16 protein-coding genes and 1 pseudogene are annotated in these 15109 nt (G+C 69.1%); 5 read left to right on the top strand and 12 right to left on the bottom strand.

Annotated elements, in window-relative coordinates; translation table 11 throughout:
- Positions 1-110 precede the first annotated feature (110 nt).
- Positions 111-857, top strand: coding sequence for a hypothetical protein (locus AB0C75_RS28800; RefSeq protein ID WP_362894653.1), 747 nt, complete (start codon positions 111-113; stop codon positions 855-857).
- 110 nt (positions 858-967) lie between these two features.
- Here AB0C75_RS28800 and AB0C75_RS28795 read toward each other — a convergent pair whose 3' ends face one another.
- On the bottom strand, positions 968-1357 hold the full coding sequence (locus AB0C75_RS28795; RefSeq protein WP_362894652.1) for a VOC family protein: 390 nt from the start codon (positions 1355-1357) through the stop codon (positions 968-970).
- 105 nt (positions 1358-1462) lie between these two features.
- Here AB0C75_RS28795 and AB0C75_RS28790 point away from each other — a divergent pair, with 105 nt between their 5' ends.
- Positions 1463-1852 carry a helix-turn-helix domain-containing protein gene (locus AB0C75_RS28790; RefSeq protein ID WP_362894651.1) on the top strand — a complete coding sequence of 130 codons (390 nt, stop codon included), beginning with the start codon at positions 1463-1465 and terminating at the stop codon, positions 1850-1852.
- A 479-nt stretch (positions 1853-2331) separates the two neighbouring features.
- Here AB0C75_RS28790 and AB0C75_RS28785 read toward each other — a convergent pair whose 3' ends face one another.
- The 5 genes from AB0C75_RS28785 to AB0C75_RS28765 form a co-directional block, all read right to left on the bottom strand.
- Positions 2332-3198: an amino acid ABC transporter permease gene (locus AB0C75_RS28785; protein ID WP_362894650.1), complete on the bottom strand. Its 867-nt coding sequence runs from the start codon at positions 3196-3198 to the stop codon at positions 2332-2334.
- Positions 3195-3839 carry an amino acid ABC transporter permease gene (locus AB0C75_RS28780; RefSeq protein ID WP_362894649.1) on the bottom strand — a complete coding sequence of 215 codons (645 nt, stop codon included), beginning with the start codon at positions 3837-3839 and terminating at the stop codon, positions 3195-3197. The genes AB0C75_RS28785 and AB0C75_RS28780 overlap by 4 nt, the downstream gene beginning before the upstream one ends.
- A 16-nt stretch (positions 3840-3855) precedes the next feature.
- On the bottom strand, positions 3856-4770 hold the full coding sequence (locus tag AB0C75_RS28775) for a glutamate ABC transporter substrate-binding protein (RefSeq protein ID WP_362894648.1): 915 nt from the start codon (positions 4768-4770) through the stop codon (positions 3856-3858).
- 11 nt (positions 4771-4781) lie between these two features.
- The gene (locus AB0C75_RS28770) at positions 4782-5525 is read right to left on the bottom strand and encodes an amino acid ABC transporter ATP-binding protein (RefSeq protein ID WP_362894647.1); all 744 of its coding nucleotides are present in this window, start codon (positions 5523-5525) and stop codon (positions 4782-4784) included.
- Positions 5526-5627: 102 nt separating this feature from the next.
- The gene (locus tag AB0C75_RS28765; protein ID WP_362894646.1) at positions 5628-6089 is read right to left on the bottom strand and encodes a DUF6278 family protein; all 462 of its coding nucleotides are present in this window, start codon (positions 6087-6089) and stop codon (positions 5628-5630) included.
- A gap of 107 nt (positions 6090-6196) precedes the next feature.
- On the opposite strand from AB0C75_RS28765, the gene AB0C75_RS28760 reads away from it, so the two are divergent.
- Entirely contained in the window at positions 6197-6976 is a 780-nt protein-coding gene (locus tag AB0C75_RS28760; protein ID WP_362894645.1) for an SDR family oxidoreductase, read from the top strand.
- Between the two features lie 63 nt (positions 6977-7039).
- On the opposite strand, the gene AB0C75_RS28755 is transcribed toward AB0C75_RS28760, so the two are convergent.
- The 6 genes and pseudogenes from AB0C75_RS28755 to AB0C75_RS28730 all read right to left on the bottom strand — a co-directional run.
- Positions 7040-7825, bottom strand: coding sequence for a Clp protease N-terminal domain-containing protein (locus AB0C75_RS28755; RefSeq protein WP_362894644.1), 786 nt, complete (start codon positions 7823-7825; stop codon positions 7040-7042).
- A gap of 88 nt (positions 7826-7913) precedes the next feature.
- Entirely contained in the window at positions 7914-8693 is a 780-nt protein-coding gene (locus tag AB0C75_RS28750; protein WP_362894643.1) for an exodeoxyribonuclease III, read from the bottom strand.
- A gap of 34 nt (positions 8694-8727) precedes the next feature.
- Positions 8728-9375 (bottom strand): MBL fold metallo-hydrolase, encoded by a 648-nt coding sequence (locus AB0C75_RS28745; RefSeq protein ID WP_362894642.1) that lies wholly within the window; start codon positions 9373-9375, stop codon positions 8728-8730.
- Between the two features lie 12 nt (positions 9376-9387).
- Positions 9388-10671 carry an alpha/beta fold hydrolase gene (locus tag AB0C75_RS28740; protein WP_362894641.1) on the bottom strand — a complete coding sequence of 428 codons (1284 nt, stop codon included), beginning with the start codon at positions 10669-10671 and terminating at the stop codon, positions 9388-9390.
- A gap of 1091 nt (positions 10672-11762) precedes the next feature.
- Complete coding sequence (locus AB0C75_RS28735; protein WP_362894742.1) at positions 11763-11987, bottom strand: ferredoxin; 225 nt, start codon at positions 11985-11987, stop codon at positions 11763-11765.
- Positions 11988-12040: 53 nt separating this feature from the next.
- Positions 12041-12367: pseudogene (locus tag AB0C75_RS28730) on the bottom strand (cytochrome P450); the annotation flags it as partial.
- Positions 12368-12657: 290 nt separating this feature from the next.
- Between AB0C75_RS28730 and AB0C75_RS28725 the strand changes: the two are divergent.
- Together AB0C75_RS28725 and AB0C75_RS28720 are read left to right on the top strand one after the other, a co-directional pair.
- Positions 12658-13545: a M20/M25/M40 family metallo-hydrolase gene (locus AB0C75_RS28725; protein WP_362894640.1), complete on the top strand. Its 888-nt coding sequence runs from the start codon at positions 12658-12660 to the stop codon at positions 13543-13545.
- Positions 13546-13582: 37 nt separating this feature from the next.
- Positions 13583-15016: a M1 family metallopeptidase gene (locus AB0C75_RS28720; RefSeq protein WP_362894639.1), complete on the top strand. Its 1434-nt coding sequence runs from the start codon at positions 13583-13585 to the stop codon at positions 15014-15016.
- The last annotated feature ends 93 nt before the right edge of the window (positions 15017-15109 follow it).

Here is a 15109-nt window from a genome sequence, read left to right as displayed (position 1 = left end):
AACCACTCCCCCGGATCGGACTGCCGAGCGCTGCGAGAGGGACGATCTTCCGGTCCGCCGTCAGGGCCGCCTCGGCCATACGTCCGAACGAACCGCTAACATGCCCGCCCATGAACGACGACGTACGCAACATCGTGCTCGGTCTGATAGCCGCCGGGATCAGTGCCGCCCTCGGCTGGCTGGCCCGCACCTACCTGTGGCGGCGCAGACTCCGCCGTAAGCAGGCCTTTTTCGGGCTGCCGGGCAACTCCGAATGCCTGCTGGTCGTCAACCGCGACGCCGGCGGCGACGGCGCGGTCCACCGTTACGACGTCTTCGCCCTGCTCGAACTCTCCGCCCTGATCAAGGACTGCGCCGCACACGCGCAGATCGTGTCCCACGACACAGCCCACCAGGGCTTCGGCGAGCGCACGGAGTTCTGCGTCGGCGGCCCGGGGTCGAATCGCCGCATGGCCGCGCACCTGCAGTCCCTGCTGCCCGGCGTGAAGATCAACACCGGCCCGGAGCCCGGCCCCGACCGCGCGGCCTTCCAGATCGGCTCGGAGCGCTACCGGCTGGAGCCCGGAGTCTCCGAACACGTCCTGCTCGCACGCCTGACAGGCGGCCAGGACGCCCGCCCCGTCTTCCTGTTCTGCGGCCAGCGCGCCATCACCAACCAGGCAGCGTCCCGCTACCTGATGCGCAACTACGAGAAGCTCCAGCGCAAGCACCGCGGCGGATCCTTCGTCCTGCTCCTGAAGGTGGTCAACTCCCAGGCCTACGGACCCGATGTCGTGGAACTGGTCGGCGACGTCACACGCACGGCCCAGGCCCCGCTCCCCGCCGCCCCACGCACCTCCCACCGCGCGGCGAGCTGAGCAGCGCCGGGGCGGTGGTACGTGTCGTCGCATTGAACAGGACCTCCGGTTCGGCTCGGGCCGTCCCGTACGCCGGTTCTCCGATGCGCCGATGCGCCGGGCGCAGGACGTCACACGCGCGGTCCGGACCCCACTATCCGCCGCACCAGCTCCGGGACCCACTCGACGTACTCGGCCTCCGAACCGTCGGCGTGGCGGGCGTAGAGGAACCGCCCCGTGGGGCCGCTCGCCATGGGAGTGGTGATGGTGGCGTCGGCGGCCTTCAGGGTCGCTTCGAGGGCGTCCAGGTCCTCGACGACCACGGTGGCCGAGGCGTGCGCGTACTTCGCACGCTCGTCGGCCGGTCCCGCGATCACGAGGAAGTCGCCGATGGCGGCCAGTTCCACGGACTCGAAGGCCAGCCGCAGTTCCGGTTGCGTGCCGGTGAGTTCCACGAGGAGCGGCAGCGCCTGGTCGAGGTCGTCGGTCCACAGGCGGGCGTACGTCTTCAGGATGCTCATGAGCTGCTCCAGGCCTCAGGTGTCGGTCTCTTCCGGTTACCGAGGCACCGTAAGTGCGTAGGCTCTGAGGTGGAAGAACGCACTTTGCGGTGAGAGGGGAACCTGATGGTTACCGAGCAGGTCAAGCGCACGCTCGATGACGCGGACGTGACGCGGGCCGACTCGCCGGCCCGCGAGATCTTCTCCGGCGTGGCCAACAAGTGGGCGCTGCTGATCATCAATGTGCTGGCGGACCGGACCCTCCGGTTCACCGAACTGCTGAGCGGGGTGGAAGGCATCAGCCACAAGATGCTCACCCAGACACTGCGCGGGCTCGAACGGGACGGGTTGGTACGCAGGACGGTGTACGCCGAGGTGCCGCCGCGCGTCGACTACCGCCTCACCGAGCCCGGCGCCGCCCTGCGCGACACGGTCAACGGCATGTGCGGATGGACCCGCCGGTACCTCGACGAGATCGAAGAGGCTCGACGGCGCTTCGACACCTTGCACGCGTAGCCGAGGCGCTCCCAGGGGCTGCACCCGCCGGGATGACAGCGGCGGAGGCCGGGGGCCGTCTCGCACGAGAGGCGGCCCCCGCACCGCGGACCGGTGCCCGGGGCGCCGGGCCTGCGGCTGAGGCCCGGACGCCCCGGGCCCGGTGCGGGCCGGGACCGGCGGCATGTCGCAGTGCGGCTCCCGCGCGCGTAAGGGCGTTCGCCGTTTCCGCGCGGGGAGTCTGACGATCTCCCTCCCGGGGGTGTGACCGCCCCCTCGCCTTGCCTGGGACCCGGCGCCGGGACGGCCGTTCCCCCGTGGGCGTGGAGCCGCACTCCACGCCCACGGGTCAGGGCCGGTCACATGTCGCCCGGTGACCTCGCCGGTCCTCGTCGCATCGGCCGCGACCCGACCGGCACACAGCTGACCTTCTCCCCGACCGGGCTTGTCCGCGGTGCGGGGAGTGATCACCGGCTGCTGCCGGACGGGCACGCCGATGGCTACTTGGGGCGGCCCGGCAGCACCGTCCCCGGCTCGGCGGCGGCGACGCCCGTGCCCTCCGTTTTCGGGTTGCGCCGCTGCCGTCTGGCCATCCAGGTCGCGAACCACGAGAGCAGCATGCACATCCCGATGTAGATGGGCGAGATCACCATGACCACCGGAATGAACGGCAGGTCGTAGTCGAGGTTCGACGCGATCAGCTTGCCCGCGTGGAGGAACTCCTCGTAGGTGATCAGAAAGCCGAGCGAGGTGTCCTTCAGCGCCACCACGAGCTGGCTGATGATGGTGGGCATCATCGCGCGGACGGCCTGCGGGGCCAGGACATGGGTGGTGACCTGCGTCTTGCGCAGGCCCAGCGCGTACGCCGCCTCCCGCTGCCCGCGCTCCACGGACTTGATCCCCGTGCGGAACACCTCCGCGAGCACGGATCCGTTGTAGAGGGTCAGCCCGGCCACCAGGGCCGGCAGCGGCTGGACCTTGAGCGCGACGAAGATGAAGAAGATCATCACCAGCACGGGCATGGCACGGAAGAACTCGACCAGCACCGTCGCGATCCAGCGCACCGGTCTGTGGTCGGAGAGCCGTCCGACGGCGAGCACCGCGCCGAGCGCGAGGGAGAGGACCGCCGCGAAGGCGAAGGCCTTGAGCGTGTTGCCGAGCCCGCGCAACAGCAGCTCCTGGATGCCCTTGTAGGTGAAGGGCGTCCATTTCGCGCTGGTGAACTGGTCCGTGTCGAAGAGCAGATAGAGGAGCCAGGCGAACAGCCCGAGGATCACGGCCGTCGACAGGACCCCGTAGAGGAAGTGCCGCTTGCGGGTGGCGGGCCCGGGGATGTCGTACAGCGCGCTGGCGGTGGAGTGGGTCATCGGGCGACTCCCCAGCGCTTCTCCAACACGTTGAAGATCGCACTGATCGCGAGGGTGATGATCAGGTATCCGACGGCGATCCAGACGAAGGACCAGATGATGCTGTAGCCGAGTTCGTTGAGGGTCTTGTAGGTGCCCAGCAGCTCGGTGACGCTGAAGGCTCCGGCGATCGCGGAGTTCTTCGCGAGGGCGATGAGCGTCGAGCCGACCGGCGGGATCACCGACCGGAAGGCCTGCGGCAGCACCACGTTGTTCAGGGTCTGTCCGAAGGACATCCCGAGGCTCCGGGCCGCTTCGCCCTGTCCCGTGGGCACGGTGTTGATGCCGGCACGCAGGGCCTCGCAGATGAAGGCGGAGGTGTAGCAGCCGAGCGCCAGGACCGCGAAGAGCTGGAAGGGCAGGATGAGCCCGAAGCGCGGCAGGCCCAGCAGTACCGCGAAGAACAGCAGGGTCAGCGGGGTGTTGCGGAGGACCGCGACCCAGACGGTGCCGATCGCCCGGAGCGAGCCGACGGGCGCGACCCGGAAGGACGCCATGACGAAGCCGAGCGCCAGCGCCAGGAGCGAGGCGTACACGGTGAGCTCGACGGTGCCGAGGAAACCCTTGCCGTAGAGCGAGAAGTTGTCTGTCAGTACATCCATGGTGGTGGCCGGCCCCTCAGTTCGCCGGGTAGCGGTCGATGGGCGGCGGCTTCGGCGCGGGCGCCCCGGAGAGGCCCAGCGTCGCTTCGTACGCCTTCTTCCAGTTGCCGTTCTTCTCGTTGGCCTCCAGCGCGTCGTTGAGCGCGGCGCGCAGCGCGTTGTCGCTGCGCGGGACCCCGATGCCGTACGGCTCCTCGGAGAACGGCTTGCCGACCACCTTCATCTCGTCCGGCGCCTTGGCCGCGAAGCCCAGCAGGATGGCGTCGTCCGTGGTGACCGCGTCGACCTGGAAGGTCAGCAGGTTGTCGACGCAGATCGAGTAGGTGTCGTACGCGACGAGGTCCGCCTTGGGGTAGTCGGCGGCGATGCGCTGGTACGGCGTGGACCCGGCGGCCGAGCAGACGGTCTTGCCCGCCAGGTCCTGGGGGCCGTGGATGTCGTTCTCGTCCGTACGCACCAGCAGTCCCTGGCCTGCCATGTAGTACGGCCCGGCGAATCCGACGAGCTTCTTGCGCATGTCGTTGATCGTGTAGGTGCCGACGTAGTAGTCGATCTGCCCGTTCTGCAGTGCCGTCTCGCGGTTGGCGGAGGCGATCGTGCGGAAGCGGACCTTGCCCGGCTCGAAGCCGATCGAGGCGGCCAGCATGCGGGCGATCTCCATGTCGAAGCCGTAGTAGACCCCGGTGGCCGGGTCCTTCTCGCCCAGGTAGGGCTGGTCCTCCTTGGCGCCCACGACGAGATAGCCGCGCTTCTTCGCCTTCGTCCACGTCTTCGACTGCGGCAGCCGGAATCCGGTGTCGACCTTGTACTTGGGCAGCGCCCCTGCCTTGGGCCCCTTGACCGGCGGGCTGCCCTCCCTGCCGCAGCCCGCACAGAGCACGGCGATCAGGAGGCAGACCAGCGCGGCCGCGGTGTTCCTGGTACGCAACACGGTGCCTCCTGTCAGTGCTTGAGGATCTTGGACAGGAAGTCCTTGGCGCGGTCGCTCTCCGGGGAGGTGAAGAAGTCCTCCGGAGTGCGGTCCTCGATGATGCATCCGTCGGACATGAAGACCACGCGGTTGGCGGCGGACCGGGCGAAGCCCATCTCATGCGTGACGACGACCATGGTCATGCCCTCACGGGCGAGTTGCCGCATGACCTCCAGGACCTCGTTGATCATCTCCGGGTCCAGTGCGGAGGTCGGCTCGTCGAAGAGCAGCGCCTTGGGGTCCATGGCGAGGGCGCGGGCGATGGCGACGCGCTGCTGCTGGCCGCCGGAGAGCTGGGCGGGCAGCTTGTCCGCCTGCGAGGCGAGCCCGACCCGCTCCAGGAGTTCCCGGGAGCGCCGGTCGGCCTCGTCCTTCTTGCGCTTGCGGACCTTGAGCTGGGCGAGCGAGACGTTCGCCAGCACGGTCTTGTGTGCGAACAGGTTGAACGACTGGAAGACCATGCCCACTTCGGCCCGGAGTTCCGCGAGCCCCTTCCCCTCCTCGGGGAGCGGCTTACCGTCGATCGCGATGTGACCGGACTCGATCGTCTCAAGTCGGTTGATGGTCCGGCAGAGTGTTGATTTGCCCGATCCGGAGGGGCCGATGACCACCACCACCTCCCCGCGGCCGACGGTGAGATTGATGTTCTGCAGGACATGCAACTTCCCGAAGTACTTGTTGACGTCCCGCAGCTCGATCAACGGATCGACGGCCATACGCTGCCCTACCCACTTATCGCTTGTGTCGAGGTCAGCGCAAACTATCCGGGGTGGACACGCGCTTCGGAGCCGACACGCACCGACGGCACATAAGGCTGTTTATCGCGTTTTGGCCTCGGGGCCGCTCTCCGCCGACTCCGCGTACATCTCGGAGAGCTCGGGGCTGCCCGACATCGCCCAGTCCAGGCCGGCGGCGACCACATCGATCTCACGTCCGGATCCCAGCCGCACCACGGGCTTTCCGCTCGCCAGGATGTCCCAGACGGCAGCGGGCACGGTCCGCACCAGTACGGTGCCGAGGTAGAGGCCGGCGTCGTTGCCCACCCAGGGCAGCTCCTCAGGGTCGTCACGCCAGATGGGCGGCAGTTGGTCGAGCGCGGACAACGAGGCTGGGGTGTCGTCGAGTTCGAGGCCGCACTGCGCCGCGCGGGCTCGCAGCAACTCACATTCCGCGAACAGCTCGGCCACGCCGTCCGGGTCGGTCCTGACGGCGGCTGCGAGAGCCGCCCCCCGGGTACCGCCTTGACGTTTACGCCAGTTGTCCAGGATGCGAATCTTCATACCCCCAGGATCCCATCCCGGAGGGCATCCGCATCGCAGGGCGCGCGACCGTACCGGTTCCGGGACCCGCCCCGCACCTGAACCGGCGACTTCTCTAGGGTACGGAGATGACGCCGCAGAACTATCTCTCCGAACTCTTCTCACTGGAAGGCCGGGTCGCCGTGGTGACCGGCGGCAGCTCCGGGATCGGCCGGGCCATCACCGGGGCGCTCGCGCACGCCGGCGCGAGCGTGGTGGTCGTGGCACGCAGGGAGTCGGAACTGGTGCGGACCGTCGGTGAACTCGACGCCGACGGCTGCCGGTCGGCGTGGGTGAGCGCCGATCTGGGGGCGGCCGAGGGCGTGCGCAGGGCGGGCGACGAAGCGGCGGCGGCCTTCGGCGAGCCCGACATCCTCGTCAACTGCGCGGGCGTCAACCTGCGTCCGCCGATGAGCGAGCTCGACGAGGACGTCTGGGACACCACGATGACGGTGAACCTCAAGGCCCCCTATCTGCTGGGCCGACGCTTCGGCCCCGGCATGGCCGAGCGGGGCTTCGGCCGGATCATCCACATCACGTCCCAGCAGGCGCACCGGGCGTTCGTGCAGAGCGGTGCGTACGGGGTCTCCAAGGGTGCTCTCGAGTCACTGGCCCGCTCGCAGGCCGAGGCCTGGTCACCGTCCGGAGTCACCTGTAACACGCTGGTGCCCGGCTTCGTGATGACGCCGCTCAACGAGCGGCTGTCGTCCGACCCCGAGCGGGTCGCGGCGCTGGCCGCGCGCACGATGGTCGGACGCAACGGCCTGGCCCAGGACTTCGCCGGTGCGGCGGTGTTCCTGGCGAGCGCCGCGTCCTCCTACGTCACCGGGCAGTCGCTGTTCGTCGACGGCGGGTTCTCGGTGCACTGAGGCGGGTCGGGAGCGTCCAGCCCGGCGGCCGGGCGCGTTTCGAAGCGCCCGGTGGCCGCCGTCTCAGCCCTCCGCGCCGGGCTCCGGCTCGCCGGACGCGGCGGGATCCGGATCGTCGGACCCGGCTGCGACCTCGGCGGCCACCGCGGCTGCGACATCGGAGGACGCCACATCCTTGTCGACCCCCAGCCCCGAGAGCACACCCGCGCCCCCTTCGAACTCCAGCAGGGCCAGCACGATGTGCCCGGCCCCGACGTGATCGTGGCCGAGGCGCAGCGCCTCCCGGAAGGTGAGCTCCAGGACCTTGCGGGCCCCGGCGTCGTAGGGGATCAGCTCGGGGACCTCGTCCGCCGCGGCGGGCAGCGCGAGGACCGCCGCCTCCCTGACCGCCTCGGGCGAGATGCCCTGCCCGGAGATGACCTGGGCGCCGAGGGAGTCCGGCTCGGCCAGCAGGCCCAGGATCAGGTGGCCCGCTCCGATCTCGTCGTTGCGCGCGGCGTGCGCCTCGTTGTTCGCGGCCATGACGACGTTCCTGGCCTTCGCGTCGAACCGGCCGAAGCCCTGGCTCGGGTCCAGGTCCGAGGCCTCGCCTGGCATCTTGGGCACGAACCTCTTCTGGGCGGCCTGCCGGGTGACCCCCATGCTCCGGCCGATGTCCGTCCATGAAGCGCCCGAGCGGCGCGCCTGGTCCACGAAGTGGCCGATGAGGTGGTCGGAGATCTCACCCAGGTGGTCCGCGGCGACCACGGCTCCGGTGAGCTGCTCCAGCGCGTCGGGGTGGGCCTTCTTGATCGCGTCGATGAGGTCGTCGAGGCGGATGGGCGGATCGGCGTGCAGCGGCTTCGTCATGAGGCAACCCTAGGTTGACACCCAGAGGGCGTCAACCTTGGGTTGACATCGCGCGTACCGGGTCTTGGGCGTCCGCGCGTGCGGGGGCTCAGACGTCGAGGTCCACGACCACCGGGGCGTGATCGGAGGCACCCTTGCCCTTGCGCTCCTCGCGGTCGACGTAACTGTCCTTCACGGCCGCCGCGAAGGGGGCGTTGCCGTAGACGAGGTCGATGCGCATGCCCTTGTTCTTCGGGAAGCTGAGCTGGCGGTAGTCCCAGTAGGTGTACGGGTGGTCGTACTTGAGGGGGCGCGGCACCACGTCCGAAAGGCCCTCCTCGCGCAGTGTGGCGAGCGCGGCCCGCTCCGCGGGGGTGACATGTGTGGCGCCCTCGAAGAGCGAGGGGTCCCAGACGTCCTCGTCCGCCGGCGCGATGTTGAAGTCACCGAGGACCGCGAACGGCAGCGCCCCCGCGGCGTCGGATGCGACGGCCTTCTGGAGGGCTTGGAGCCAGCGCAGCTTGTAGGCGTAGTGGTCGTGGGCGACCTCACGGCCGTTGGGCACGTAGACCGACCAGACGCGGGCGGGGCCGCAGGTCGCCGAGACCGCTCTCGGCTCCTGCACACCCTCGTACTCCGGGCCGTCCGGCAGGCCCGTCACGACGTCCGTGAGGCCCACACGGGAGAGCAGCGCGACGCCGTTCCACCGGCCCGTGGCGTTGACCGCGGATTCGTAGCCCGCCTCGCGCAGCGCTTCGGCGGGGAACTGCTCCAGCGTGCACTTGGTCTCCTGGAGACAGAGCACGTCGGTGCCGCTGCTCTCCAGCCAGGCCAGCAGCCTCGGGAGCCGGGCGGTGATCGAATTGACGTTCCACGTGGCGATGCGCATGCAGCAAACCTAACCGCTGCCACTGACAACCGGGTCAGAGAAGGGTCGCGTCGCCCGGGGTCAGCCGACCGTGGTCCGCCCCTCCCAGGGCGCCGATCTGCATGTCGTAGATCGGTCGGGCGAGGTCGGTGAGCAGGGCGTCGTGGATGTCGATCGCCCGGCGCGGCTTCACCTCGCGCACGTAGTCGATGACCTCCGAGATCTTGCTCCAGGGAGCCATGACCGGCAGCATCAGCGTGTCCACCGGGTGATCGGGCACCGTGAAGGCGTCACCGGGGTGGAAAACCGAACCGCCCACGAGGAAACCGATGTTGGTGATCCGCGGGATGTCCGGGTGGATCACCGCGTGCAGCTCTCCGTGCACCTGCACGTCGAGCCCCGCCGCGGTGAACGTGTCGCCGTGCCCGACCGTGTGCACGCGCCCCGGGAACGCTGCGGACACCTGCTCCGCCACACTGCGCAGGGTCCACACCTGCGCGGCGGGGTTGGTCTCCAACGCCGCGCGCAGCCGCTCCTCGTTGAAGTGGTCCGGGTGTTCGTGGGTCACCAGGATCGCGTCGGCACCCGCGGCCGCGTCGTCCTCGGCGAACCCGCCGGGGTCGATGACGAGGGTCCGGCCGTTCCGCTCCAGGCGGACGCAGGAGTGGATCTTCTTGGTGAGGGTGAGAGACGAATCGTTCATGCCCCCATCCTGCTACGCGGGCGGGGTGGTTTCCTCCTGGATCACGGATTGCGCGATCTCGAACGCCGCGCCTGCCGCCGGGATGCCGCAGTAGACGGCCGTCTGGAGCAGCACCTCCTTGATCTCGACGGGGGTGAGCCCGTTGCGCAGGGCCGCCCTGACGTGCTGGGCGAGGCCGCCGAGGTGCCCGGAGGCGACGACAGCGGTGAGGGAGACACAGCTGCGGGATCTGCGGTCGAGGCCCTCCCGGCTCCAGATCTCACCCCAGGCATAGCGGGTGAGGAGCTCCTGGAAGTCCTCGGTGAAGCCGTCGGACGCGGTCCCGGCGGCATCCACATGGGCGTCGCCCAGCACCTCGCGCCTGACCTTCATGCCCCGGTCGTACCGGTCGTCGCTCCCGGTGACGGAGGCGTCGGGCAGAGCGACCGCGGCGGTGATCTCCGCGACGGGGACGACAGGGGCGAACGGAGCGGCGAAGCCAGGCGACGGCGGCACGGGGATCGACGCCAGGGTGTCCTGCCAGGCGGTCGAGAAGTGCATCAGCAGCAGGTCGGTGACGGCGGCAGGCTGCTCGACCGGGGCCAGGTGGGAGGCGCCGGGCACGAGGGCGAGCCGGGCGTCGGGAATGCCCGCGACCAGGGTCCGGGCCTCGGCGGGGCCGGTGACCTTGTCCTCGGCCCCGACCAGCACGAGGGTCGGCACCCCGATACGGGAGAGTTCCGTACGGATGTCGAAGGCGGCCAGGGCCTCGCAGGCGGCGATGTAGCAGCCCGGGTCGGTGGTGCGGACCATCTGGACGGCCCACTCGACGATGGCGGGCTGGGCGGCGGCGAACCCGGGCGTGAACCAGCGCTCGGGGGAGGTCCGGGCGATCGGCTCCAGGCCGTTGCTGCGGACGATCACCCCGCGCTGCCGGAACTCGTCCGCGGTGCCGAAGCGGGGCGACGCCGCGACGAGCGCCAGCGCGGCGACCCGCTGCGGATGGCGCAGCGCGATGTCGGCGCCGACGGCGCCGCCGATGGAACAGCCCACGTATCCGAAACTCTGGACGCCGACGCTGTCCAGGGTGGCCAGGAGCCGGTCGGCGAGGTCGGTGACCGCGGCGGCGGGGTGCGCGGGGGCTCCGCCGTGGCCCGGCAGGTCGTACCGGAAGATCCGCCAGTGCTGGGACAGCTCGGGTATCTGGCGGTCCCACATGTGCCAGGTGGTACCGAGCGAGGGCCCCAGCACCAGCACGGGTGCGTCCTCTGGCCCGTCTACCTGGAACTTCATCGTCTTGTTGTCTGTCTCGCTCACGCTCACACGCTCCCACGTCTCACAGCCATCTCACACACCGCCCTCCTGAGCGCTGTGAAGACCTCCCCATGTCGTAGCGGCTCCACGAAGGTCCTCTACGTCCGGCTTCGCGTACCAGCGCTTGGTGGTCTTCACGTTGGTGTGCCCCGCCCATCGTGCCAGTAGGTGATCCGGCACCCCATTGTTGGCCAGGTAGGTAAGCACGGTGCACGCGCGTCGTAGAGACGCACCTGGCGGAGTCCGATGTCCTCTCCGGCTCCACCGCCAAGCACGGCCAGGAGGGAACACCGTCAATCCTCTCTACGATCCCCGGTTTCGGTAACCGGGGATCGTGGCCTATATTCCGTCCCGCGTTCTGGAGGGCTACGAGGTGAGTCGGGAAGACCTGAGCGCGGGGTAGGCATCGTCTTCGACCAGGACCACCAGCCCGCTGTCGGCGAGTCGTCTGAGGTTGCGAGTCACCACACGCTCGGGGCACCGAGAACTCGGGCGACAGCACCAGGATGGGCTGTGCCATGCGAGCGTGATCAGGGGCTTGGCGATCTTCGCGATGCACCAAGTCCTTACCGAAAAGCCCGGCCGCGCAGAGGCGCAAGACCAGGGAAAGAGCGACGTAATCGGCTTCCGACCGGGCGGTACATACGTTCCTGGCGACAAGCGCCAGATGGATCTGGGCATTGAAGCGGACAAAACGAACTGTGGGCTGCGGCAGGCAAGCTCCATCGTAGGGACCGTGGCACGAGAAGAAGGGGTACGGTGAGCAACATCGGAACGGCTGGCATCCTCACTGCTTACATGTCTCTGACCTGGTGTTTTCCGGGAGTTTGTACGTTGACATGGCCTCCCGGTGTGGTTCCAGTCCCGGGGGCTCTTTCTCGTCTGCCGTGAGCGAATCCCTCCTCGGCCTGGAGTGGTGAGAGACCCTGCACCGCTACGAGGCCAGCCGGACCTCAAGAAACTGTGGCCCTGATCTGACCGGATGCCTGGCTCCGCGACCAGGCCCCCCCGGAGCCGGAGGTCGGGTAGACGCGCGCGGGACGGCCAGCCCCCTGGCGGATCGGAAGGCGGCCGTGAAATCGAGGCTGGGTGGGTCAGGCGTCGTCAACGACGTTGATGGCGGCTGCGGGGCAGACCGCGGCAGCTGCACGGGTCGCGGTCCGCTGATCCTGCGGCGGCATGCCGTCCAGCAGGATGACGATGCCGTCGTCGTCGCGTTGGTCGAATACCTCTGGGACGATCAGGACGCACTGGCCTGCACCGCAACACTTCTCTTCGCCACGGTGACCTTCATGCGGGTTCTCCCTTCGTCCGGACAGTGGGGGCGGCTGAACGGACAGCTCGGCGCTCGCGCCGGGGGTTCGGTGAGGAGTCACCAGAGCGCGGGAACCGTGCGCAGACCACCGACCAGGAGCCCTTCCACCCGTTGCAGGTCGTCTACGGGCACAGCAAGTTCGAGGGCAGGCAGCTTGCGCAGCAGGACCTCCAGCACGACCTGGAGTTCGGTACGGGCCAGGGACTGGCCGAGGCAGGAGTGAGGTCCGGCGCCGAAGACGAGGTGAGGGTTGGGGCTCCGACCGAGGTCCATCTCCGCGGCGTTGTCGAAGACGTCCTCGTCACGGTTGGCGGCGGGCATGCCGCAGATCGCCGTGGTGCCGCCCGGCACGGTCCGGCCGCCGATCTCGGTGTCTTCGGTGAGCAGTCCGGGCGTCCAGCCCCTCGCCGAAGTCAGCGGCCAGGCGTCGTGCCTGCCACGTCGTGCGCGGGGCGAGCGCCCACCGTACGAGCGGGAAGCGGACGCGGTTGGCGCCGACTGTCGTCCGCCCGCCCCGCCGGGGCGGTATCCGCCGCCGCACGGACCGCGTGGCTCCCATGGATAACGGCCACCGCGCGGCCACAGGTTCCTAACATTATTCTGACATCAGCTAGCGACTCTCTTCTTCCGGCTCCAGGCCGGATCCCGCCTTGCCTTCAAGGAGAGAGTCACGCATGGAGATCTTCAGCCGCATGCGGCGCACGGCAGCGGTACTCGGTCTGTGTGCGGCACTGATCGCCGTCCCCGCCGCGGCGTCGGCCGAACCCGTCGTGCCAAAGACGCCGCGGATACCCGTCGTCTCCACGGAGCAGGTCATGCCGTACCTGCGGGCGCTGCAGTCGGTCGCGGACCGCACCGGAGGCAACCGCGCCCACGGCACCAAAGGCTTCCAGCAGTCACTGGCGTACGTGAAGGGCGTGCTGGACAAGGCGGGCTTCCGCACCGGCCTGCGGCCCTTCACGCACAACGGCGTCCTTGGACACAACCTCATCGCGGACTGGCCGGGAGGCGACCCGGGCCACGTCGTGCTCGTCGGCGCCCACCTCGACAGCGTCGAGGCCGGGCCCGGTGTGAACGACAACGGCTCTGGCTCGGCTGCCGTGCTCGCCACCGCCGTCGCCGTGTCGCGGGCGGGTGCCGCGCCGAAGCGGCATCTGCGGTTCGCATGGTGGGGAGCGGAGGAGCAGGGCCTGATCGGCTCCAAGGACTACGTGCGCAAGCTCTCGGCCGCCGGGCGCGAGAAGATCGACGTCTACCTCAACTTCGACATGACCGGCACCAGGAACGTGCAGCAGTGGCTCGTCGTCCACGACGAGCCCAGGGCTACGGAGGCGTTCGAGGCGTACTTCGCAGCCAAGGGCCTGCCCACCTTCGACATCGGCATCGGCGGCTCGGACCACGAGTCCTTCGGCGGCGCAGGAATCCCGGTCTCCGGCTTCAACACCGGCGTCGGCGAGTGCCTCCACGAGGCATGCGACCGCATCGACAACGTGGACCCCGAGACCGAGACCGTCAGCACCAACGCCGTTCTCAGCGTGACCTGGCAGCTCGCCTCTCGCTGATCACCGACCACGGCCCCTGAGGACAGGAGCAGGACATATGCGCAGTACGACCAGACGGCACCGATACCCCGCGGTGGTGGTCATCCTGGCAGGCAGCGTGCTGCTGACCGCCGTGCCTTCCACGGCCACCACCGGCGGCGGGTCCGGTGTGGGGGACCCGTACTTCCCCGACGACGGCAACCCCGGATACGACGTCTCCCACTACGACGTCCGCGTGGCCTACGACCCGGCCCGCCCCGACCACCTCGACGGCGACACCACCGTCACCGCCATGGCCACCGGCAGACTCGACAGCTTCCACCTGGACCTGGAGGGCTTCCAGGTGGGCTCGGTCACCGTCGACGACGTCCCAGTCAGGAGCTTCACCCGCAGTGGGGCACACGAACTGGTCATCACCCCGGCCGACCGGATCGCCAAGGGCGCGAAATTCGCCGTCCGCGTCCGCTACTCCGGCAAGCCCGTCGGCGAGAGCTGGCACCGGCTCACCGACGGCGGGGCGAGCGTCACCGGCGAGCCGCACTCCGCCACCGCCTGGTACCCGGCCAACGACCACCCGTCCGACAAGGCGACCTTCCGGCTCACCGCGACGGTCCCCGACACCTGGACCGTGATCGGCAACGGCCGCCCCGGCCCCACCACTTCCCCGGCCAAGGGCAGAAAGACCTTCCGTTGGTATGAGGACAAGCCGGTCGCCACCTACCTCAGCACCCTGGCCATCGACAAGTTCACGGTTCACACCTCGAAACTGGCCGACGGCACCCCGGTCATCAACGCCTACAGTCCCGGTGCCGTGATCGACCCGGAGTCCGAGGCGCTGCTCCCGGAGATCATCGGCTTCCTGGCCTCGAAGTTCGGCCCGTACCCCTTCTCCTCGGCCGGCGGCATCGTCATCAACGGCGAAGCCGAGGGGGGCGGCAACGGCCCCCTCGCACTGGAGACGCAGAGCCGTCCGACGTACGCCGGAGTGATGTTCGACGCCTCGATGGTGCACGAGTATGCCCATCAGTGGTTCGGCGACAGCGTCTCGTTCTCGGACTGGCGTGACGGCTGCATTGCCGAGTGCGTCGCCCAGTACACCAACCAGCTGTGGGAAGAGAAGAGCGGCGCGGACCTCGACACCGGCTTTTACGCCAGCATGGTGGAGGAGAGCGAACAGGACCCCGACTTCTGGAACGTGAAGCTCTACGACCCGGGCCCGGGTAGGGAGCTGGACCCGGCGCTGTACGACAAGGGGTCGATGATGATGCACGCCCTGCGGCGGACCATCGGGGACGCCGCCTTCTTCGGGACCCTCCAGCAGTGGCAGAAGGAGCACCGCTACTCCAACGCCACTTGGCTACAGTTCGAAGCACTCGCGAAGAAGGTCTCCGGCCGGTCGGACCTCGCCGGATTCTTCGATGCCTGGGTACACGGCGCCACCGTCCCGGAACGGAAGTATTTGTACCCCGGGACCCTCGGCCGCCTTCAGTGACCTGCGAGAGGGTACCGGTCGGCGCAGGGTGATCGAGGCAACCGTCGGCCACACCCGTACGCTGCCCGCCACTGGCAGCGTACGGGTGTGGCC

Source organism: Streptomyces sp. NPDC048565, assembly GCF_040650935.1.
Classification (GTDB): domain Bacteria; phylum Actinomycetota; class Actinomycetes; order Streptomycetales; family Streptomycetaceae; genus Streptomyces.
The sequence above is the reverse complement of the archived record's forward strand: the minus strand, read 5'-3'. Positions and strand labels throughout refer to the sequence as shown.